We start from the raw sequence: 18,764 nt of genomic DNA on the forward strand, positions 1-18,764 counted from the left end.
GATTCTATCACATTTTGGGTGTTTGCCCTCTGCACTTCTATGATATCCCTCCATTAATCGTCTGCCACTCCGTCACAGGGTCGGGAACATACTCCATCAAGTCCCCTGACTGGCAATTGAAATACTTGCACAGCCGGTTTAGGGTATTGCCATCTACCCCGCCGGCCGGGCAATAGGCCGGTAGAAACAAAAAAAGCCCCACAGGAGCCTTAGCTCCCGTGGGGCTTTTATAAGTTATCCTCTGATAGGTCCGCAGCAGCAATGCCAGGATTTTCCGTCCCAGACCCAGCCGCAGCGCCAGCAACGGCAACAGCATCTACACCACATAAGGTACACCTCCTTTCCTTGAGATATGCGCCCTATGTGAAAGCCGCTGCAATACAGTATATTCAGTTGGAGTTTTTGAGGTTCTCTCCGTCGGCTACGTGGGAAATCTCCGCCACGTTGATATAGGTACCTTGAAAACAGAACAATTCAGATACCAGCCGTTTATTCCCTCGCAGCATACAATATACCGGGGGTGTCTCACAATGTATGACAGAATTACAAACACGACTCTAGACGTATTTGCAACCCCAACGAGAGAATATGTCGGAAGGGCCAAGTTTTCATTGTCTTCTGAGGGCGAGTTAAAGCTGTTGAACTTACTGAACTATAATCAAATTCCAGATTCTTTACTATTACTGGACGTGATTCCATACGCACTACCAATAAACTACGTCGTCCCTACGCAATTTTTAAACTATCCATCGGAAGTTATCATAAGTGCGAACGCTAAAATATCAGGCACCAATTTTGAACCTCCTATAAAAATACGACTAACCTGCGATATACGCGGACGGGCAAGTGCGTATGGGCCACTGTACAAATATGATAGCATGGAATTAAGCAATATAAAATTGCTTGATATACAGCAGGTACGGCTCTAAAAATAAATCTCCCCGGAGCCTGCCATTTGGTAAGCCCCGGGGAGTAATTCTTATGCACTGATAGATTTGACGAACTGCTTTTATTAGCGGGAGCTTAAGGAACGGTTTTCTTATGGCTTACACCGGCCGCATGGTGAATAGCCCTGTGCTATCAGGTCATCTCGGTTTCCGGTAAAGGTCTGCTTATTTGAGTCATTCATCTGCTTTACGCTAGAGCAAGACGGATAATGAAATTTATGAGTGCTGGTGTTCAGTATGTAAGTCTGCTCAGTTGGCTCTGTTGCAGTGGTTGTCCCTGTATCAGTTTTTCTGATGGTTGAACCGCATCCGTCGCGTCCGATTCAGTCTTCGCCGTTCCACTTTCTGTAAGCCAACTTTCTCCCGTAGCGAAGTCAATGGTCACTCCTGGCTGATTGTTGTAGCAGTAGACATTAAAGCAAACTCCGGCCCCCTTGTCTTCCACTGATTCTGCCTCCATTAATACACCAGACGCAACCAGACTATTACCTTCAAAAACAGGTGTTACCCTGTACAGGACATGGTTGCTGGTTTCTTTGACGTAGTCCGCAACCATGTTCTCAAATGGCAGCATACCTTCAACATTCAAATATTGAGTGCCTGTGATAAGATTCTTCTCATTGGCGTTTTCAGCTGTCAGCTGGTAGCCGATGAGGTGGCAGCGGTTATATAGATACTTTCCGTCAACATTGTCGTATTTAACGGTGTACCATCCAGACGGTTTTATCTGGCCGATTTCGCTGCGTTCCTCTGTTGGCATTGTTTCGGTGCAAACATTTGCATACGCAACGCTGCACCGGCCCAGACTATCAAGAGGGCTATATGTTTCAAAAGCGATAGTATGATATGGTCTATTTTGCTTTTATAAGGCAACAACGATGATTCTTCAACAAAGCAGCAAATCTATAGGCCTGCGCATTGAAGGAAATCGGACTTAACCATAATCCTGCTCTGATCTGCCTCTGTAAATAACTGTACTGAATATTCAGCCATGTACAGCAGATGACCACTTGAATCCCGCAAAATATGGTCAGTTACAATACGATCCCTGCTTTGCCGGCGCTTGTTGAACATCAGCCCATAATTATCATCGACACAAGCAATGATTTCCACTTAAACTTCACCTTCGATTGTTTTAGACTTTCTTTGTACTAGCATAGCAAAATTGAGGACAGGTGGCAAGACCTAGGGGTTATTCCTTTGCCGCCACAAAACATCTTCCCTTCTCCAGCCAAAGATAGCACTCCTGCCCTCGAATCAGGCAGGTGTAGCGGTCACCCACACCGCCGACGGTTTGGCAGGCAACACATATCCAACACTTCGCGAAACCTTAGTGGTATGTAGTGTCATCGCACCGTAATATGATAAAACTGCCCTTGCCACTTGACAAAATGGTGGCGGACAGTACAATGAGAGTAAGGAAATCGCTTTCATTGTACTCTCGGCTAGTATCCATATTACAGTTGTCATCCTCTTGCGGACATGTTCCTTCTTCAACCTTTTCCACGGGTTAACATGATGTCGCATTGCTCGGATCAAAAACACATTTTGAGAAATCGAGGCTTTACTATGCACTGCATCCGAAAGGTAACTGATGATTTGCTTTGGATTGGCGCCAGTGACCGCCAGCATCCTTGCTTTGAGGCGGTCCTTCCCATCCCTAGTGGTATGTCGTTTAACTCTTACTTGCTTCTGGATGAAAAAACCGTCCTATTTGACACTGTGGATCGCGCCGTCCAAGGCCAGTTCTTTGAGAATCTAGAGTACTCGCTTAAAGGTCGGGCTCTTGATTATGTCTTTGTCCATCATATGGAGCCCGACCACGCCGCCACGCTAGGTGATTTATTACTTCGTCACCCGGAAGTCACCATTGTGTGCAACGGGAAGGCCGTCAATATGATCCGCCAGTTTCACTGCACCGATCCAAAGAGAGTAATCTTAGTCAATGAAGGGGACGCCCTTTCCACCGGCCGGCATCACTTCACCTTTTATAACGCTCCCATGGTTCACTGGCCTGAGGTGATCGTCAGCTACGACTCCACGGATCAGATTCTCTTTTCCGCTGATGCCTTTGGTACGTTTGGGGCGCTAAACGGCATTCTCTTCGCTGACGAAGTGAACTTTGACCGAAACTGGCTGGACGAGTCCCGACGTTACTATACCAACGTTGTGGGCAAGTATGGTCCCCAGGTAATCTCCTTGTTGAACAAAGTCGCCAAGCTGGAGCTTGGAATGATTTGTCCGCTTCATGGTCCGATCTGGAGAAAAAATCTGGATTATATGCTGGACAAATATATCAAGTGGGCCGCCTACGAACCGGAGGTTCAGGGGGTTTTAATTGCATTTGCCTCGGTTTACGGCGGGACTGAAACCGCAGCCAACATTCTGGCCTGTCGGCTGGCAGAGCTGGGCATTCCTGTCGAAATGTACGATGTCTCGGTGACCCACTACTCTTATGTTCTGTCTGATCTGTTCAAATACAGCCACATTGTCTTTGCCTCTACCACCTATAACAACGGCATTTTTATTTCCATGGAAAATCTGCTTCATGACGTGGCTCACCACAACCTGCAAAACCGAAAAGTAGCCTTGATCCAAAACGGCTCCTGGGCTCCGTCCAGCGGAAAGCTGATGTCTCAGATCCTATGCGAGATGAAGAATATAGAGGTTCTGGAGGCCCCCATAACACTGAAGTCCACCTTGGCTCCCGGTCAGGATCAGGAACTTGAGGCATTGGCAAAGGCTCTGGCTGCTTCCGTACGGGGAGATGAGCCTGCCCTCGTCGGGAGTAATGAAAAGGCCAAGCCCAAGGGCTTTGTATGTAAGGTCTGCGGCTTTATTTATGAAGGAGAAACCTTGCCGGATGATTTTGTATGCCCAATATGCCATCGTCCCGCCAGAGACTTTGAGCCCCTGCCCTGACAATTAAAAAAGCAAATAGGAAGCAGCCTTATATGAAGTATGTATGCGATATTTGCGGCTTCATCTATGATGAGGCCGCCGAAGGACCCATACCCGACGACTTACACCTGTCCTTTGTGCGACGCCGACAAGAGCCACTTCAAGCCAGAAGAATAAACGATTGACACCATAAACCAGGCCGCCCCCCTGTTTTTCTTCAGGGAGACGGTCTGGTTGACTTTTTAAACACTTGAAATGCCCCCGCAAGAGCTGAAACTCCCGCGGGGCATTTTTAAGTTATCAGCCGCTAGGCCCACAACAGCAATGCCACTCCAGCTTGTAATGCAGAGTGAGAAAAGTCTGGCAGGATTGCGCACATTTGGACGGCATTACCAAAAAACGATAAATTGTAACACCCACAATTATGATTTTTTGAATATACTGATAGGAAAGGAGCTGGAACAATGTATAATTCGGTTACAAATTTGAGTAATGAAATTCACGATGCAAATACAGGTGAATTTTTAGGATATGTTACTTTTGAGTTGCCGCAAACAGAAGAAGAAAAACTGTTGGATTTGGTCAATTACGGAGAAACGCCGCAAAACCTAACTCTGCTTAATGCTACTGTAAAAAAAACGACTAAGGACTACGTTCCCCCTGAACTAATCAAAAAGTATTCAAGAACCGGAATTTTACGTGCATCATTCAGAGACAAAGATTCTGGCACATTTATGCCCATCGAGATTCACTTAGCGTTTGATGTAAGAGGAAAAGGCCGACAATATGCGAATCTATACCATTTTGATAGCGCAGAGTATAGCAATATAAAAGTAGACGCAATCAAGTATAATACAAGCTCAACTTAATGGCCTACCGGGTATGTCCGAACTGAAAAACTCCCCGGAGCTTACCGTCTGGTAAGCCCCGGGGAGTATCTTATTAATATATCCGGCCAGTGCCGGTTATATCACTCTTATCTGTAGTTTTGAGGAAACTGTCTTACGAGTCCCCGTGTCATCGTATCGGCCATCATAAGCGCTTCTTGCTCAATATTCTCAAAGATGTCAATACTGTCTTGATACTTTTGGGTCAAGATGGCAACAGCTTCAGCCTTTGTCATTGCGAGGTGATCGTACAACATTTTTTGCCATTCCTGCACCGACCAATATGGATTGATACTATTCAGGAAAGCCGTAATCTCATTTGCGTTTGCGTACCATCGTTTTTCGGCATCAGCAGCTGCGGTACTGTCACCGGCTTTTGCTGCACTGACAAGTTCAGCGGCAATTGTGAGGTGACTTGTAAACAGTTTTGCAAATGCTGCGGCAATGTTTTCACCATAAATTGGCATCAATGCTGCTTCAAAATCTTTTGGATTTCGTAAAAGGCGATTTGTGACAGGCTCCGTGTCGGGTAATCCGAAAGCCGTACTGACAAGAAACAGCCTCGTCCAATAGACATGCTGCTCCCACAGCAGCCGCATTAAATTACTCAGCGTCTGCTCAGACTTGCTGATATTCTGAGGCGGGGGCGGAGAGCCCGCACGGTGAGGTCTGCGTCCTGAAGGAATGCAGATCGTCTGTCCAATGTGCAGGTTATCTTTATTCAACATGGGATTTGCCGACAGGATTTCCTGGGTGGTCTTTTGGAAGCGCTGCGCGATCAGCCACAGCGAGTCTCGGGGCCGAACGATATACGCCTCTGTTCCTGAAGGACATGAGGGCATGGATATCACCGCCTTTCCAATCGAGATGATCCTGCCTTACATGATATGATCGTTCTCTAGGGAGGTTTCCTTTCCCTCCTAATAGCGCATCATGCTTAAAAGGAGAGGTCCGCCCGGAAGATTACCCGAGCGGACTTTTTTGCATGCTATACCACCGTCTCCATCCCGACGGCCTGTAGCTTTCGGTCGAACCCGCCGCCGCGGTAGATAAATACCTGTGTCCGTACGAATGAAACGGCGCGCACCCGCGCATTTTAATCCAAGATATCGGAATGAATCAGATCTGGAGGCATCGTTATGACCAAACCTTTCCGCAACACGCTGCTGATCGTTGACGTTCAGAAAGAATTTTTGACGGATACCACTAGGGACCGCGTTCCTGAAATCCAAAAGCTATTGGAAACCGGCAGATATGACTACTGCATCCTGACCTACTACAAAAATACGCCGCAGACACCGTTATATAACCGGCTGCACTGTTACAGTGGCCTGGACGCCTGTTCCGATTCACTGCTGATCCATCCCCCGGTGGGATTGCTGACGGTGATCGAGGAAAAAACGACCTACGCGCTCCCGCATCAGGACCTGTCTCGTTTGGTGGGGCAGTGTTCCCATATCGACCTGGTCGGCTTTGATACGGACGCCTGCGTGTTAGCGTCGGCAATTGCGCTCTTTGACGAGGGTTATGACTTCGATGTTCTCGGCGAGTACTGCGCGTCTACGAACGGACGCGATTACCATGAGGCGGGCATGAAAATCATCAACCGGGTGCTGGCTCGCCAACTGGAGCCGGAATGTCAAGGAAGCGGGCCAGCTTTCACTCCAACCCGCTGAAATCGCCAAGGACGGCTCCGTGGATGGGTCTTCCGCACCGCGATGTGCTCCTTGATTCAGGCTGCCATTCTCTGCCTCCTTACCGCCAGAGGTTGTCTTTATCCCGACAGCCTCCCTCCATCGCTTACGTGGTCATATTATATCCTGGCCTGCACGCGCCGGTGATCAGTTTGGGGTTCCGCTTGCACTGCATGACCGCGCCGCCGTTGTCATTGCTGGTGAGGCTGGTGTTGCCCTCAATTGTATCCCCATTCGGTACTTCCCAAACTGTTTGCTTGAGTTTCTGCTCCTTATAATGGCATTTTGCTGCCTATCAGAACTTGTCTATGCCTTTGTTTTTGTAATTTGATTTTTGGGCCTGCCTTCACTACTTCATCGCTTATGTGGGAATACCTCTTAAAGTTCTCTATAAAACTTTTGGCCAACTTTTGGCAATTCGCCTTATAGTAGACTTTATCCGCCCAGGTGTTTTCGGGGATCAGCAGTTCAGTGGGAACGCCCTCAATAGAGGTGGGAACTGCTACACCGAAGGTAGGATCAGTTATAAACCTGCTCTTTTCGATCTCGCCGGTTAGAGCAGCGGTAACCATGGCACGGGTGTAACTTAACTTCATACGCTTGCCGGTGCCATTCCAGCCGGTATTGACCAGATAGACCCTTGCACCGGACTTTTCCACCTTTTCTGCCAGCATCTTTGCATAAACGGAGGGATCCAACGGTAAAAACGGCTCGCCGAAGCAGGTTGAAAATGTGGGAGTCGGTTCGGTCACCCCGATCTCGGTGCCAGCCACTTTGGAGGTATAGCCAGAGAGAAAGTAGTACATGGCCTGATTCTTATTCAGCTTAGAGATTGGGGGCAATACACCGTAGGCATCGGCCGTCAGGAAGATGACGGTCTTGGGGATACTGGGGCTCATGCCGGACAGCTCCGCGTTAGGGATATACTCCATGGGGTAGCCCGCGCGGGAATTAACAGCCAGAGAGTCATCGGAAAAATCAAGCTCGCGGGTTTCGGGATCCATGACCACATTCTCCACCAAAGAACCGAACTTGATGGCGTTGTAGATCTCCGGTTCACCCTTCTGGCTGAGGTTGATGCATTTGGCATAGCAGCCGCCCTCGAAGTTGAACACGGAGTCATCCGCCCAGCCGTGCTCGTCGTCGCCGATGAGCATCCGGTCAGAATCGGCGGAAAGGGTGGTCTTGCCGGTGCCGGACAGGCCAAAGAACACAGCAGAGTCACCGTTCTTACCGATGTTGGCGGAACAGTGCATGGGAAACACGCCCATCTTGGGCAATACAAAATTCATGATGGAAAATATGGATTTCTTAATCTCACCCGCATAACGACTGCCACAGATTACTACAATCTTTGACTCGTAATCCACTAATATGGCGGCCTCGGAGCGGGTACCGTCGATCTTGGGAACACACTTAAAGCCGGGTGCAGCAATGATGGTGTAATCCTCCTTGAAATTCTTTAGCTGCTTGTCTGTGGGACGGCGTAGAAGCTGATGGATAAACAGATTTTGGCTGGCCAGTTCATTGACAATGCGAAATGCCTGTGTGTATTTGGGATTCGCGCCAGCAAAGCCGTCAAAAATAAATACATCTTTGTTTTGTAAGTAAGCGACAACCTTGGAATAGATGGCGTCAAATTTTTCTTTCTCAATAGGGCGATTCACTTTGCCCCATACGATGTCGTCGTGAACAGATGGTTTATCAACAATAAACTTGTCATTGGCACTGCGGCCTGTGTATTTGCCGGTATTGACCACCAGCGCACCTTTGTTCGAGAGCGTGCCCTCACCACGGCGCAGCGCATGCTCGATCAGCTGTGCAGGTGTCAGATTACGGTAAACAGCGGCGGTATTGACAATGCCCAGCTTTTCCAACCCATAAGTCTCCATTTTAAAGCTTTTCCTCCGTGAATTATATTTTTTGAGGGCAGTACTGCGGAAAAGGAGCGGAGAACCACCAAATCTGACAAAACTGGAGCCTATATCAAGCTTCTACTCGCACAATGCCCTCGGTGTCATCCGTTCAAAGCAGAATCTGGAAATTCGCAGCCGTTACCTCTTGCTGAAGAAGCGCCCAAGCCATAAAAAAACATCATCGCCATCGCAGGAACAACTGCCTCCTGATTTTTGACCGCCCTCGGACAGACTGCTTTTGTATGCCCCCCTGTGGGATGGAGCTAATTGCATCGTTTCAAACTTAAGATTATTAACGGTAAATCCATTTTATAGTATTTTACCATCAAACGCAAGATAATACAATTTATTACGTAACAAATTTGTACCGTTACGTACTTCTTTTTTTGATATATTTACTATAAAAAATTTATTCCCAACAGCTCTACAGAAATGCAAAACTGCCCCTGATGCTTATCAATGAGGCCCCAAGGACAATTTAATAAATGCATTTTATCCGAGTAATACATACGGTAAATGTCACCCATAATGGCGTCCCTATTTATATTGACAGTATTTCAAAAGACGAGGATACCGCAAACATCCATTCACTCAATCAGTCGACCCATGCTTGGGTTGTCCCGCTTTTTCAGCTCCTTTTCCATTTTTTCAGTCCAAGCCATAGTATCAAATCCTTTTCAGTGTCAAATCCATCGTGTGCGGATGGTCGTAGTTGTGTGTGACCGACTTCCCAAAAAAAATTTCCAGAGAACTCCACCAGATTGAACGCCAATACCACACCCGCGGTCACGCTGTCCGCGCCATAGGTATGGATGGAGAATTCTTCGGATACAGTGTTCAACACCGCGCGTAGACCGCGTGACCGCTGTCGACGCCAGCTTTTTAAATACGACGTCAATCGTAGGAAGTCCCATTTCATTCATCCTCTCTCATGTTAATTTCCAGATTCTCCATGTACTCGCTCATGTCGGTTTCTTCGGGCAGCTGGACATTCTCCACGGTAAAGCTTGCGATCAGGGGCATGTCATCCCGTTTCAGCTCAAAGTCCAGATCCTCCGGATACAGGTAGAAGTCCTCGCTGATTGGAATCGGGCCGTCCAGCTGGTCCGCAATACCGTCTGCTTTTCCAGCAAGTCCAAATAGCCCGTCTCGGCCCGCTTGCTGAAATAGAAAATCCGGATGCCAAAGGCATCGTCCCGCATATCTCCCGCGATCCCGCACCGCATCTGGTACGGCTCCACATAGAAGCATGGCCGCGAGAATCCCTCCCGGATATCCTTGGTTGTGGGCGGCATCCCGAATCCCGTTTCAATCAGGCCAGAGACTGTCTTGACTACATCGATAATGGTTCTCATTTCAGCCCCTTCTCCAGCATCTCATCCACGAATTTGTCCACTTCCTCCGGGTAGATTTTCTTGTACTCCTCTACGGTGTAGGCCGCCACATACTTACCGTCCACCCAGCGCTCCTGCCCCATCGCGTCAACAATCGGCTTCCCGTTTTTGTCGCACATGACGTGGCCGTGTTCGATCAGATGGGCATGGGGCGCATTGTTGTAAACGCGGATCTGGTAGGAACCGCCGTACTGCTGCGGCATCCCTCGGCCCACACCCTCGATCAGGTTGCCGGTTTTCTTCCAAACTTTGGTCTTGTAGGCATTCCGCAGCCGTGTCTCACACTTGGAATCCTGCCGCCGGATAAATTTCTTCGCTTCCTTCGGAAATTCCTGTTCTGCGAGGTTCAGCAACTTTTCGTTCAGCTCGTTCAGATCGCCCAGGTCAAAGCCCGCTTCAACGCTCACGCCGTCACCTCACAGAAGATTTCCAGCCGTTCGTGCTGCAAATGCGGGTCCAGAATGTACAGAATTTCGTAGCGCACACCGCTGATCACCAGCCACATATCCGCCGTCACGTCCTATTACAATATATTTGGACTTGGAGCTCGGCAGCCAGCCGGGCTTCAATCCATCTCGTGCCCAAGCTACAATCAGGGGAGCAACTGGCTGACCATCACGTCCTTGGGCTTTTATGCCCGATTGAAAGACTGTCAGCCATCCCCTTGTTGTAGCGTTTGATTTGAGCAGGTTGAGCCACCTCAGAGATGAGCGGAGTTCGTGTCACCCAATAGATTGAATGGGCAATGAGAAAAAGATTGGTTCCGGTTGCGTATCAAAATATTGGAGGAATGTAAATGAACGCCGTAGGCATTGATGTTTCCAAAGAAAAAAGCATGATTGCCATCATGCGCCCCTTCGGAGAGGTAGTGCGCTCTCCCTTTGAGGTACATCACACCGACAGTGAATTAAGTGAGTCGGCAAAGTTACTCAAAAGCCTGGACGGTGGACCATAGTGGTCATGGAGTATACGGGTAATTACCATGCTCCCATTGCATGGGCGCTCCATGATGCGGGGCTTTATGTTTCCGTGGTCAATCCCATGCTTGTGCATGGGTACGGTAACAACAGCTTGAGTTTTGCCCACGCCAAGCGGGCCGAGGAAGACGATATTTTATCCATTTTCCAGAAAGCGCATGGTGGCCAATTCCTCGATCTGCCGCTTGTCAATGGAGGGTTGAAAGCTGAAGTCGAAGTCATCCAACGTCTTTTTAATGGGGAAGCCCGACATCTGCACCTGTTTTTCATAGGCGCGCCACCGTTTGCTGAGTGCCTCCTCGGCAAAAATATGGTCAAGCACCTCCACAATGTTAAGCTCGTCCTTTACAGCTCTCTCAAGATAATTGTCCAGTATCACCAGCGTGTTTTTCATTTTCAGGCTTTCAAGGTTCTCCCTGAGGCGTTCCATCGTCAGCTCCGTCATAACAGCACCTCGTCATACCGGCGCAAATCATGTGGCTGGATGGGAAAGTCGATGACGTTGTCGCCGTCCAGCAGCGTGTTTTCGATGTCGAAAGACTGCTTGACAGTCAGCCTGCGGTAGTGATGGGCATTGACGACCATATCCTTTTTCTGATAGGATATCCGGTACAGGGCGATTTGCTTTCCTTCGTGGTAGGCGGCGAGCAGGTTGTCCAGCGCTACGACTGCCACATCTTTGCCGGCGTATTCCGATGGCACGGAATACTGATTACCGCCGTACGAGATGAGGCAGTCTTTTTGCACCCGGCGCAGATTGATTTTATCTATGATGTACTCACGTTTGAGAGGGTTAAGGCCCTCTTTTTTTAATCGCTCGAAGGGAATTTCATTTGTTGTGGCGTGGACTTTCCCGTTGACCTTGTTGCACCAGGCCAACGCCTGACCGTTGAGGTCATCCAAGGAGCTATACTTGATGCCCACCATGAAATTTCCCGGACGAACTGTACGGTGCGCTCCACCTTGCCCTTTGTCTGGCCCCGGTATGGCCGGCACAGCACAGGATTGAATCCATAGAAGCCGGCAAAGTCCTCGAATTGCCGGTTCAAAGTGCTGTCCTCCTGCTTCAGAAGCCGTTTGATGACGACCTGCTTCATGTTGTCGTACAGGATTTCTTCGGGATAGCCGCCGAAATACTGAAACGCGTTGGCATGGCAGCGAATCAGCGTGTTGGTGCTCATGTCGGTCACAAACTCTATGTACCGCGTCCGCGAGTACCCCAGAATGAAAAGAAAGCAGTACAGCTTCTTCAGTTTTCCGTCCTCCAAGACGGTGTGATCCTCAAAAAATGCCCAGTCCATCTGTCCTTGCAGCCCCGGTATTGTCTCAAACCGCACCGTTGCCTGCTCGTCCAGCTGTTCCTTTTTGTTGCGTACATACTCCCTCACAATGCTGTGCCCGCCGCGCTCAGGCTGTATACCGGCCGCGTCTCGCTCTCGGCGTATTTCTTTGCCGTCCTCGGGTCAAGGTTGTATTTGCGCGCGATCTCTGTGTAGCTCAGTCCTTTTTGCCGGTCGCTTCGGATATCCATCCAGTTTGCTCCTTCCATTTTGACACCATTTCCGCCTCCTCTACGGCAGGCAGATTCGAGTGTACCATATTGCATTCCTCTCCGCTGAAAACCTGCATTTTTTGACCGGCGTTTTCTTGCATTTTATCACTGGCGCTGACAAAGTCTTACAAGATAAAACGCCGCATCGAAAACCCGGAGGAAAACCGGGCAATATTTCTCAATGTCCATGAGGCCGTGATAGACCGGGAAACGTGGGAAAAGGTGCAGAGCCTGAAAAGCGGCACCCGCCGCAAAAGGCCGTCCGTCATACAGGAGCCCAGCGTGTTCTCCGGCCTGTTGAAATGCCCCGAGTGCGGTGGAAATCTCAATTTCCATTTCAACCAGGGCAATCATAACATCAAATTTTTCAGTTGTCAGAACCACAATTCCGGGCTTCGTAAATGCTCCGCAACCCATTATATCCGATTGGACTTTCTGGAGCAGGTGGTGCTATACGCGGTCAACCGTCTGCCTGTTTCGCCAACGAGTACGAGGGTGACTTTATCAAAGCCATGATGGGGCGTTCTGCAAAAGTCGCTGAAAACGACCGGGCTCGGAAACAGCGGGAGCTTGACGGCCTGCTGGCGCGGGACAAGGAGCTTGACACGCTTTTTGAGCGGCTGTATGAGGACAATGTGTGCGGCAAGATCGATGATGCCCGGTTTTCCAAAATGTCCAAACGGTACGAACAGGAACAGGGCGAGAACGCCGGAAAGGTCAAATCGCTCAAGTTGGAACTGAAAAAGGCCGAGGGCAAGCGGATGGATGTTGACCAGTTTCTTGAAAGCGTCCGGCGGAACACCAATGCCGCAAAGGTCACAAAACGTATGGTGACGGAGCTGATCGACCACATCGACGTGTACCATGCCGAAAAGGACGGGGATGGCGTTACCACCCAGCGGGTCACAATTTTCTACAACTGCATCGGTGCGTTTGACGTGCCGGATCGCCGCAAAATCCCCGAGTCCGACATCCTCATGGAAACAAGAAAGGGCGTAGTTATTAACTACGCCCCGGCACAGACCGCTTGATTTAATTTTGTGCATAAAAAAGCAGAGTGTCCTTAATAAGATCCTCAGATCCTATAAGGACACTCCACATGGTCCGAGTGGCGGGATTCGAACCCACGGCCTCATGGTCCCGAACCATGCGCGCTACCAACTGCGCTACACCCGGATATTCAGTTTTTGCGGCTTGTGGTCAGGCACACCCATGGTTCCAGCCCATGTGCGCCGCCAGATTTAACCTCACTTTGCTGCAACAGTTTGTATTATAGGAAAAATCTGTCCATTTGTCAAGCAAAATCGTTCATACTTCCCTCAAAATACGCATAGAGTGGAAAAAACGTGAGGGGAGGCGGGACGGATGACGTCGCGGCAGACCGGACAGAAGATCAGCCAGATGTACAGCAATCGGACAGGGTATCAAACAGGAAGGCGAAAAGCATCGCAGCCATTATCCGGCGCGGAAAAGCGGCGGCTGGCCCAGTTTCTGGTCTGTGGCACGGTTTTCGTGCTGCTGGTGGCGGTAAAGCTTCTGCTGCCCGCCCGGGTCCAGTGGCTCAGCCAGCACGTGGGCAGCGCGCTGGAACGCAATGTGGATGTAACAGAGGTATTCTCCGCCGTAGGCCGAATGTTTGCCGGTGAGGGAGACGACGGATGGGAAGACCTGTATCAGTCCGTGTTCCACCCGGAAGACACCGCCGCAGTCCCCACCGGCGCGGCCAATGACGCGGCCAACGACGCGGCAAATGACGCGGCCGAATCCACAGCCGGAAGCCTTGCGGTCCGCAGCCAGCTGAAATCCAGTGACGGCTGGCTAACAGCTCCACCTTTGCCGGACACGCCAAAATCAGATGCCTCATCTGAAACCCTGTCTGAGGTTTCGTCCTCCTCCGCCCAAGCGGACGCAGCACCGGAGGCAACCTCGCAGTCAACGAAAGGCAGTGCGCAAAAACTCTCCTATATATTATATTCCAAACAAACCCTGCCGGATAACGTGAGTATGGAGCAGAAAGTACTGGGTTTCGATTACTGTACGCCGGTGATGGGTACCATATCCTCAAATTTTGGTTACCGGGAGCACCCCATCGAAGGAGATGAAAAATTTCATTATGGTCTGGACATCGCCGCCGACGAGGGAACCGCCATCGACTGCTTTGCCAAAGGCACTGTAGCGGCTGTGGGAGAAAGCAGCAGCTATGGAAAATACATCATTGTGGACCACAGCGGCGACTTTTCCACACTGTACGCCCATTGCAGCCGGGTTACCGTCTCCTCAGGCAGCGCGGTAAAGGAGGGGCAGAAAATTGGGGAGGTAGGCCAGACCGGAGAAGCCACAGGGCCGCACCTGCACTTTGAGCTCCACTCCGGGGACACATATCTGGACCCCGTCTATTATGTCTCGCTGTCTTGATGGGCCGATACGCGTCTCCGGGGGATTTCTGCTGCTATCGGCGTGGTTCGCGCTGGAAAGCGGGTTCAGGCCGCTGGCACTGATCCTGTCTGCCGCGATTCTTCATGAATTGGGGCACTTTATTGTCCTGCGGCTCTGCGGCGCGCCGGTGCGGGGCATGAGGATTGGTGCGCTGGGCGCGGTGATGGAGGCAGATCGAAGCGGGCTGAGCTATGGGATGGAACTGCTGGCACTGCTGGCGGGGCCGCTTACCAACCTGCTATGTGCCGCCGCGCTGACCGTTCCGGCTCGCACTTTGCCGGGGCTCTACGCCGCAGCCGGCACACATCTGGTGCTGGGTATCTTTAATCTGCTGCCCATCCGCCCGCTGGACGGCGGGCAGGCGCTGGAACTGCTGGTTGCGTGGCGCTTTGGGCCGGCAGCGGGTGAACAGGCGGCGCGACTTGCCGGTTTCGTTTGTGCGGCGCTCCTCTTCGGAGGGCTTGTCTGGCTGATGCACGAAAGCAAGGGCAATCTCTGGTTGGCTCCCCCTGCCGCAGGACTGCTGGCAGCGTGTCTTCGGGAACTGTGGGGCAAAACGTAACCCGCAGGACCCATCCGCGCTGCCAGTCTCTATTCATTATACATCTGTCTCCAATTCTCAACGATGTCTGTTTTCGTGCCCAGGTTGGGGTTTCCGAGCAAACCGCTTGACATTGCGCATGGGAAAATCTATAATGTTATGTCATGACTAAGATGGAGTCCTTGTGGACACCCATAAGGAAAATATAGGACAACGGAAAGGACTTGTACCGATGAGCAACGAATACAGAATGAGCCAGGCTCGCCTAGACGAACTGCAAACGGAACTGAATTACTTGAAAACCACCCGCAGCGACGAGGTGGCGGAGCAGATCAAAATTGCCCGCGGCTTCGGCGACCTCAGCGAGAACAGTGAATATGACGAGGCGAAAAACGAGCAGGGCAAGCTGTACTCCCGCATCGCGGAGCTGGAGGAGATTCTTCAGAACGCCGTGGTGGTGGACGAAAACACGGCGGATAACGACGCCGTCACCATCGGCTGCAAGGTTACTGTGGCGGATGGAGCGGGCAAGGTACTGCCGATCGCCTATAAGATCGTCGGCTCTCAGGAGTCTGATCCCATGAACGGCATCATCTCTGAGGAATCCCCTTTCGGAAAGGCTCTCATGGGCACAAAGGAGGGCCAGACCGTCACCGTGGACGCTCCCAGCGGCAGCATCACCTATGTGGTGCAGAAAATTGAGCGGTAAGGAGAACGACATGGCTGAACAGAAGACAAGCCAGCAGCCTGAGCTGGATCTGAGTGAGCAGACTCGGGTCCGCCGGGAGAAGCTGGCGGCGCTCCAGACCGCAGGCGAGGATCCGTTTCAGCGAACCCGATTCGACTGGGACACCACCAGTGAGCAGGTCAAATCCAACTTTGACGCCATGGAGGGCAAGCCCGTGAAGATTGCGGGCCGCCTCATGAGCAAGCGCGGCATGGGCAAGGTCAGCTTCTGCGATTTGCAGGACCGGGACGGCCGCATCCAGCTCTACGCCCGGCAGGACGAGATGGACGAGGAGACTTATAAGAAGTTCAAAAAATACGACATCGGCGACATTGTGGGCGTGGATGGCGAAGTGTTCCGCACCCAGCGGGGTGAGATGAGCGTCCGGGCAAAGGACATTGTACTCTTGTCCAAGTCCCTGCTGCCCCTGCCGGAGAAATTTCACGGACTTCAGGATCGGGAGCTGCGCTACCGCCAGCGGTACGTGGACCTGATCGTGAATCCGGAGGTCAAGCGGGCCTTTGTGGTCCGGTCGAAACTCATCAAGCACATGCGCAATTATCTGGACAACCTGGGCTATATTGAGGTGGAAACCCCCGTTCTGAACACCATATCCGGCGGCGCGTCCGCCCGCCCTTTTGTGACCCACCACAACACTCTGGACATCGATATGTACATGCGCATCGCCACGGAGCTGCCGCTGAAGCGGCTGATCGTGGGCGGGATGGACCGGGTCTATGAGATCGGCCGCATCTTCCGCAACGAGGGCATGGATCCCAAGCACAACCCGGAGTTCACCAGCGTGGAGCTCTATCAGGCCTATACCGATTTCCATGGGATGATGGACGTGGCCGAGGGGCTGCTCTCCTCCGCCGCGAAGGAGATTCTGGGCACTTACGAAGCGGAGTGGATGGGTGAAAAGATCGACCTGACCCCCGGCTGGCCCCGCCTGACCATGATCGAGGCGGTAAAGCAGTACGTGGGTATTGATTTCGGCGCTATCTCCGACGATGCGCAGGCTGTTGCTGCCGCAAAGGCCAAGGGCGTGGAGCTGGCGGACAGTGCCGAGAAAACCTGGGGCAATGCCCTGTACCAGTGCTTTGACCAGCGGGTGGAGGAGCATTTGATTCAACCCACCTTCATCACCATGTACCCTGTGGAGGTCTCTCCGCTGACGAAGCGCAGTCCCCAGGACCCCCGCCTTACCGAGCGGTTTGAGTTCTTCATCTGCCACAGCGAAATGGGCAATGCCTATTCCGAGCTGAACGATCCCATCGACCAGCGCCGGCGCTTTGAAAAACAGGCCGAGATGCGGGAGCGGGGCGACGACGAGGCAGAGATGCTGGACGAAGATTTTATCACCGCCTTGGAATACGGTATGCCTCCCACCGGCGGCATGGGCATTGGTGTGGACCGGGTCGCCATGCTGCTGACCAATTCCGATACCATCCGGGACGTGATCCTGTTCCCCACCATGAAGCCGCTGGATAACTGACGCTTTGAAGCACCGCGGCGGACGGGTAAGTACAAATACTCAGGGACCCGGCCGACTCGGCCGGGTCCCTCCTTCTTCTCTGGCAGGCTTGTGCGGAACTGCAGTTGCCTCTTCTCTTTTAACCGATTCTGTGCTATGATATCCGCAGAACGGTTTCTATCGCGGCATTGCCCACCCTGCGCACTGGGCTGTGCCGGAAGGGTACATCGCCAAATCCAACTGCCGCAGCCGGACAAGGAGTTGACGTCATGGAGCAGGAACACAGGCGCCGCGCGCGCTATCAGGGCACCCATCCCCGGAGCTTCCGGGAAAAATACAAGGAACTGGACCCAGATAAATACCACGCCGACGTTGAAAAGGTGCTTCAAAGCGGAAAAACCCCCGCCGGGATGCACATTCCCATCATGGTGGAGGAAATCCTGGACTTTCTGGATATACAGCCGGGGCAGACCGGTCTTGACGCGACTCTGGGTTACGGCGGTCATTCCCGAAAGATGCTGGAGAAACTTCAGGGCCAGGGGCATCTGTATGCCACCGACATAGACCCCATTGAGTCCGAAAAGGCCCGTGTCCGGTTGGAAGCCGCGGGCTTTGGGCCGGACATTCTCACCATTCGCCGGATGAATTTCGCTCAATTGGACCAGGTGGCCCCCGGCGTTCTCTTTGACTTTGTTCTGGCGGACCTGGGCGTCTCCTCCATGCAGATCGACGACCCGACGAGGGGCTTCACCTTTAAATACGACGGCCCGCTGGACCTCCGGCTGGACCCCACCTCCGGCGTCACCGCTGCGGAGCGTCTGCGGGAGCTGGACGAGGGGGAGTTCTCCGCCATGCTGGCGGAAAATTCCGATGAACCGTACGCCGACCGCATTGCGCGGGCCGTTACGCAGATATTCCGGCAGGGCGGGACGGTAGACACCACAAAGCAGCTGGCCGGAATCATCGAGGATACGCTCTCCTTCCTCCCCGCCGGGGAGCGAAAGGAGGCGGCGAAAAAATCCTGCCAACGGACATTCCAGGCACTGCGCATCGACGTAAACAGCGAGTTTGAATCGCTTTATAGCTTTCTTGAAAAGCTGCCCGGCGTTTTAAAGCCCGGCGGGCGAGCCGCTGTGCTGACCTTCCATTCCGGCGAAGACCGACTGGTGAAAAAGGCGTTCCGTCAGCATCAACGGGAGGGCGTTTACAGCGCCGTGGCCGACGAGGTCACCCGTCCCTCTGCCGAGGAGTGCTTCCGGAATCCCCGGGCGCGGTCCACAAAGCTGCGCTGGGCCATCCGGGCATAAGGAGGAGCTGA

Annotated in this window: 19 protein-coding genes, 1 tRNA gene and 3 pseudogenes; 12 read left to right on the forward strand and 11 right to left on the reverse strand. The window is 51.9% G+C overall.

Annotated elements, in window-relative coordinates:
• Positions 1 to 37: 37 nt before the first annotated feature.
• Both ABWQ15_RS03885 and ABWQ15_RS03890 read right to left on the reverse strand, forming a co-directional pair.
• Positions 38 to 316, reverse strand: a complete 279-nt coding sequence (locus ABWQ15_RS03885) for a helix-turn-helix domain-containing protein (protein WP_353907518.1) — start codon at positions 314 to 316, stop codon at positions 38 to 40.
• 723 nt (positions 317 to 1,039) lie between these two features.
• Positions 1,040 to 1,788 (reverse strand): annotated as a pseudogene (locus tag ABWQ15_RS03890) (DNA/RNA non-specific endonuclease); the annotation flags it as partial.
• Between the two features lie 728 nt (positions 1,789 to 2,516).
• Here ABWQ15_RS03890 and ABWQ15_RS03895 point away from each other — a divergent pair.
• Together ABWQ15_RS03895 and ABWQ15_RS03900 are read left to right on the forward strand one after the other, a co-directional pair.
• A complete protein-coding gene (locus ABWQ15_RS03895; protein ID WP_353907519.1) occupies positions 2,517 to 3,869 on the forward strand; it encodes an oxygen-binding di-iron domain-containing protein in 1,353 nt (450 codons plus the stop codon).
• A gap of 443 nt (positions 3,870 to 4,312) precedes the next feature.
• Positions 4,313 to 4,717: a hypothetical protein gene (locus ABWQ15_RS03900; protein ID WP_353907520.1), complete on the forward strand. Its 405-nt coding sequence runs from the start codon at positions 4,313 to 4,315 to the stop codon at positions 4,715 to 4,717.
• Positions 4,718 to 4,824: 107 nt separating this feature from the next.
• On the opposite strand, the gene ABWQ15_RS03905 is transcribed toward ABWQ15_RS03900, so the two are convergent.
• Positions 4,825 to 5,577: a LysM peptidoglycan-binding domain-containing protein gene (locus tag ABWQ15_RS03905; RefSeq protein WP_353907521.1), complete on the reverse strand. Its 753-nt coding sequence runs from the start codon at positions 5,575 to 5,577 to the stop codon at positions 4,825 to 4,827.
• A 297-nt stretch (positions 5,578 to 5,874) separates the two neighbouring features.
• Here ABWQ15_RS03905 and ABWQ15_RS03910 point away from each other — a divergent pair, with 297 nt between their 5' ends.
• Complete coding sequence (locus tag ABWQ15_RS03910; protein WP_353907522.1) at positions 5,875 to 6,411, forward strand: isochorismatase family protein; 537 nt, start codon at positions 5,875 to 5,877, stop codon at positions 6,409 to 6,411.
• A gap of 290 nt (positions 6,412 to 6,701) precedes the next feature.
• On the opposite strand, the gene pckA is transcribed toward ABWQ15_RS03910, so the two are convergent.
• On the reverse strand, positions 6,702 to 8,321 hold the full coding sequence (gene pckA, locus ABWQ15_RS03915; protein WP_353907523.1) for a phosphoenolpyruvate carboxykinase (ATP): 1,620 nt from the start codon (positions 8,319 to 8,321) through the stop codon (positions 6,702 to 6,704).
• A 509-nt stretch (positions 8,322 to 8,830) separates the two neighbouring features.
• On the opposite strand from pckA, the gene ABWQ15_RS03920 reads away from it, so the two are divergent.
• A complete protein-coding gene (locus ABWQ15_RS03920) occupies positions 8,831 to 9,067 on the forward strand; it encodes a small, acid-soluble spore protein, H family (RefSeq protein ID WP_353907524.1) in 237 nt (78 codons plus the stop codon).
• A gap of 312 nt (positions 9,068 to 9,379) precedes the next feature.
• On the opposite strand, the gene ABWQ15_RS03925 is transcribed toward ABWQ15_RS03920, so the two are convergent.
• The gene (locus tag ABWQ15_RS03925) at positions 9,380 to 9,700 is read right to left on the reverse strand and encodes a phage tail terminator family protein (protein WP_353907525.1); all 321 of its coding nucleotides are present in this window, start codon (positions 9,698 to 9,700) and stop codon (positions 9,380 to 9,382) included.
• Positions 9,697 to 10,146 (reverse strand): HK97 gp10 family phage protein, encoded by a 450-nt coding sequence (locus ABWQ15_RS03930; RefSeq protein ID WP_353907526.1) that lies wholly within the window; start codon positions 10,144 to 10,146, stop codon positions 9,697 to 9,699. The genes ABWQ15_RS03925 and ABWQ15_RS03930 overlap by 4 nt, the downstream gene beginning before the upstream one ends.
• A gap of 389 nt (positions 10,147 to 10,535) precedes the next feature.
• Here ABWQ15_RS03930 and ABWQ15_RS03935 point away from each other — a divergent pair.
• Positions 10,536 to 10,840 (forward strand): annotated as a pseudogene (locus ABWQ15_RS03935) (IS110 family transposase); the annotation flags it as partial.
• Here ABWQ15_RS03935 and ABWQ15_RS03940 read toward each other — a convergent pair.
• The 4 genes and pseudogenes from ABWQ15_RS03940 to ABWQ15_RS03955 form a co-directional block, all read right to left on the reverse strand.
• A pseudogene (locus tag ABWQ15_RS03940) lies at positions 10,790 to 11,161 on the reverse strand (ATP-binding protein); the annotation flags it as partial. The pseudogenes ABWQ15_RS03935 and ABWQ15_RS03940 sit on opposite strands and share 51 nt — an antisense overlap.
• On the reverse strand, positions 11,158 to 11,643 hold the full coding sequence (locus tag ABWQ15_RS03945; protein WP_353907711.1) for a Mu transposase domain-containing protein: 486 nt from the start codon (positions 11,641 to 11,643) through the stop codon (positions 11,158 to 11,160). The pseudogene ABWQ15_RS03940 and the gene ABWQ15_RS03945, both read right to left, overlap by 4 nt.
• Complete coding sequence (istA, locus tag ABWQ15_RS03950) at positions 11,526 to 12,104, reverse strand: IS21 family transposase (RefSeq protein WP_353907527.1); 579 nt, start codon at positions 12,102 to 12,104, stop codon at positions 11,526 to 11,528. The genes ABWQ15_RS03945 and istA overlap by 118 nt, the downstream gene beginning before the upstream one ends.
• Positions 12,101 to 12,247 carry a hypothetical protein gene (locus ABWQ15_RS03955; RefSeq protein WP_353907528.1) on the reverse strand — a complete coding sequence of 49 codons (147 nt, stop codon included), beginning with the start codon at positions 12,245 to 12,247 and terminating at the stop codon, positions 12,101 to 12,103. Before ABWQ15_RS03955 ends, istA begins: the two co-directional genes overlap by 4 nt.
• A gap of 192 nt (positions 12,248 to 12,439) precedes the next feature.
• Here ABWQ15_RS03955 and ABWQ15_RS03960 point away from each other — a divergent pair, with 192 nt between their 5' ends.
• Complete coding sequence (locus ABWQ15_RS03960) at positions 12,440 to 12,784, forward strand: recombinase zinc beta ribbon domain-containing protein (RefSeq protein ID WP_353907705.1); 345 nt, start codon at positions 12,440 to 12,442, stop codon at positions 12,782 to 12,784.
• On the forward strand, positions 12,781 to 13,299 hold the full coding sequence (locus ABWQ15_RS03965; RefSeq protein ID WP_353907529.1) for a DUF4368 domain-containing protein: 519 nt from the start codon (positions 12,781 to 12,783) through the stop codon (positions 13,297 to 13,299). Before ABWQ15_RS03960 ends, ABWQ15_RS03965 begins: the two co-directional genes overlap by 4 nt.
• A 69-nt stretch (positions 13,300 to 13,368) precedes the next feature.
• Here ABWQ15_RS03965 and ABWQ15_RS03970 read toward each other — a convergent pair.
• A tRNA-Pro gene (locus tag ABWQ15_RS03970) sits at positions 13,369 to 13,444 on the reverse strand.
• Positions 13,445 to 13,633: 189 nt separating this feature from the next.
• Here ABWQ15_RS03970 and ABWQ15_RS03975 point away from each other — a divergent pair.
• The 5 genes from ABWQ15_RS03975 (at position 13,634) to rsmH (ending at position 18,753) form a co-directional block, all read left to right on the forward strand.
• Entirely contained in the window at positions 13,634 to 14,683 is a 1,050-nt protein-coding gene (locus tag ABWQ15_RS03975) for a M23 family metallopeptidase (protein WP_353907530.1), read from the forward strand.
• Entirely contained in the window at positions 14,667 to 15,266 is a 600-nt protein-coding gene (locus ABWQ15_RS03980; RefSeq protein ID WP_353907531.1) for a site-2 protease family protein, read from the forward strand. The genes ABWQ15_RS03975 and ABWQ15_RS03980 overlap by 17 nt, the downstream gene beginning before the upstream one ends.
• A gap of 211 nt (positions 15,267 to 15,477) precedes the next feature.
• Positions 15,478 to 15,954: a transcription elongation factor GreA gene (greA, locus tag ABWQ15_RS03985; protein WP_353907532.1), complete on the forward strand. Its 477-nt coding sequence runs from the start codon at positions 15,478 to 15,480 to the stop codon at positions 15,952 to 15,954.
• 10 nt (positions 15,955 to 15,964) lie between these two features.
• Positions 15,965 to 17,467: a lysine--tRNA ligase gene (gene lysS, locus ABWQ15_RS03990; protein WP_353907533.1), complete on the forward strand. Its 1,503-nt coding sequence runs from the start codon at positions 15,965 to 15,967 to the stop codon at positions 17,465 to 17,467.
• Positions 17,468 to 17,715: 248 nt separating this feature from the next.
• The gene (gene rsmH, locus ABWQ15_RS03995; protein WP_353907534.1) at positions 17,716 to 18,753 is read left to right on the forward strand and encodes a 16S rRNA (cytosine(1402)-N(4))-methyltransferase RsmH; all 1,038 of its coding nucleotides are present in this window, start codon (positions 17,716 to 17,718) and stop codon (positions 18,751 to 18,753) included.
• Positions 18,754 to 18,764 lie beyond the last annotated feature (11 nt).

Source organism: Oscillibacter sp., assembly GCF_040505565.1.
Classification (GTDB): domain Bacteria; phylum Bacillota; class Clostridia; order Oscillospirales; family Oscillospiraceae; genus Oscillibacter.

Excerpts from the sequence above, each read along its gene's own strand:
- ABWQ15_RS03885 (WP_353907518.1), bottom strand. The coding sequence starts at position 316 with ATGCTGTTGCCGTTGCTGGCGCTGCGGCTGGGTCTGGGACGGAAAATC.
- ABWQ15_RS03895 (WP_353907519.1), top strand. The coding sequence starts at position 2,517 with ATGCACTGCATCCGAAAGGTAACTGATGATTTGCTTTGGATTGGCGCC.
- ABWQ15_RS03900 (WP_353907520.1), top strand. The coding sequence starts at position 4,313 with ATGTATAATTCGGTTACAAATTTGAGTAATGAAATTCACGATGCAAAT.
- ABWQ15_RS03905 (WP_353907521.1), bottom strand. The coding sequence starts at position 5,577 with ATGCCCTCATGTCCTTCAGGAACAGAGGCGTATATCGTTCGGCCCCGA.
- ABWQ15_RS03910 (WP_353907522.1), top strand. The coding sequence starts at position 5,875 with ATGACCAAACCTTTCCGCAACACGCTGCTGATCGTTGACGTTCAGAAA.
- pckA (WP_353907523.1), bottom strand. The coding sequence starts at position 8,321 with ATGGAGACTTATGGGTTGGAAAAGCTGGGCATTGTCAATACCGCCGCT.
- ABWQ15_RS03920 (WP_353907524.1), top strand. The coding sequence starts at position 8,831 with ATGCATTTTATCCGAGTAATACATACGGTAAATGTCACCCATAATGGC.
- ABWQ15_RS03925 (WP_353907525.1), bottom strand. The coding sequence starts at position 9,700 with ATGAGAACCATTATCGATGTAGTCAAGACAGTCTCTGGCCTGATTGAA.
- ABWQ15_RS03945 (WP_353907711.1), bottom strand. The coding sequence starts at position 11,643 with ATGGTGGGCATCAAGTATAGCTCCTTGGATGACCTCAACGGTCAGGCG.
- ABWQ15_RS03955 (WP_353907528.1), bottom strand. The coding sequence starts at position 12,247 with ATGGATATCCGAAGCGACCGGCAAAAAGGACTGAGCTACACAGAGATC.
- ABWQ15_RS03965 (WP_353907529.1), top strand. The coding sequence starts at position 12,781 with ATGATGGGGCGTTCTGCAAAAGTCGCTGAAAACGACCGGGCTCGGAAA.
- ABWQ15_RS03975 (WP_353907530.1), top strand. The coding sequence starts at position 13,634 with ATGACGTCGCGGCAGACCGGACAGAAGATCAGCCAGATGTACAGCAAT.
- ABWQ15_RS03980 (WP_353907531.1), top strand. The coding sequence starts at position 14,667 with ATGTCTCGCTGTCTTGATGGGCCGATACGCGTCTCCGGGGGATTTCTG.
- greA (WP_353907532.1), top strand. The coding sequence starts at position 15,478 with ATGAGCAACGAATACAGAATGAGCCAGGCTCGCCTAGACGAACTGCAA.
- lysS (WP_353907533.1), top strand. The coding sequence starts at position 15,965 with ATGGCTGAACAGAAGACAAGCCAGCAGCCTGAGCTGGATCTGAGTGAG.
- rsmH (WP_353907534.1), top strand. The coding sequence starts at position 17,716 with ATGGAGCAGGAACACAGGCGCCGCGCGCGCTATCAGGGCACCCATCCC.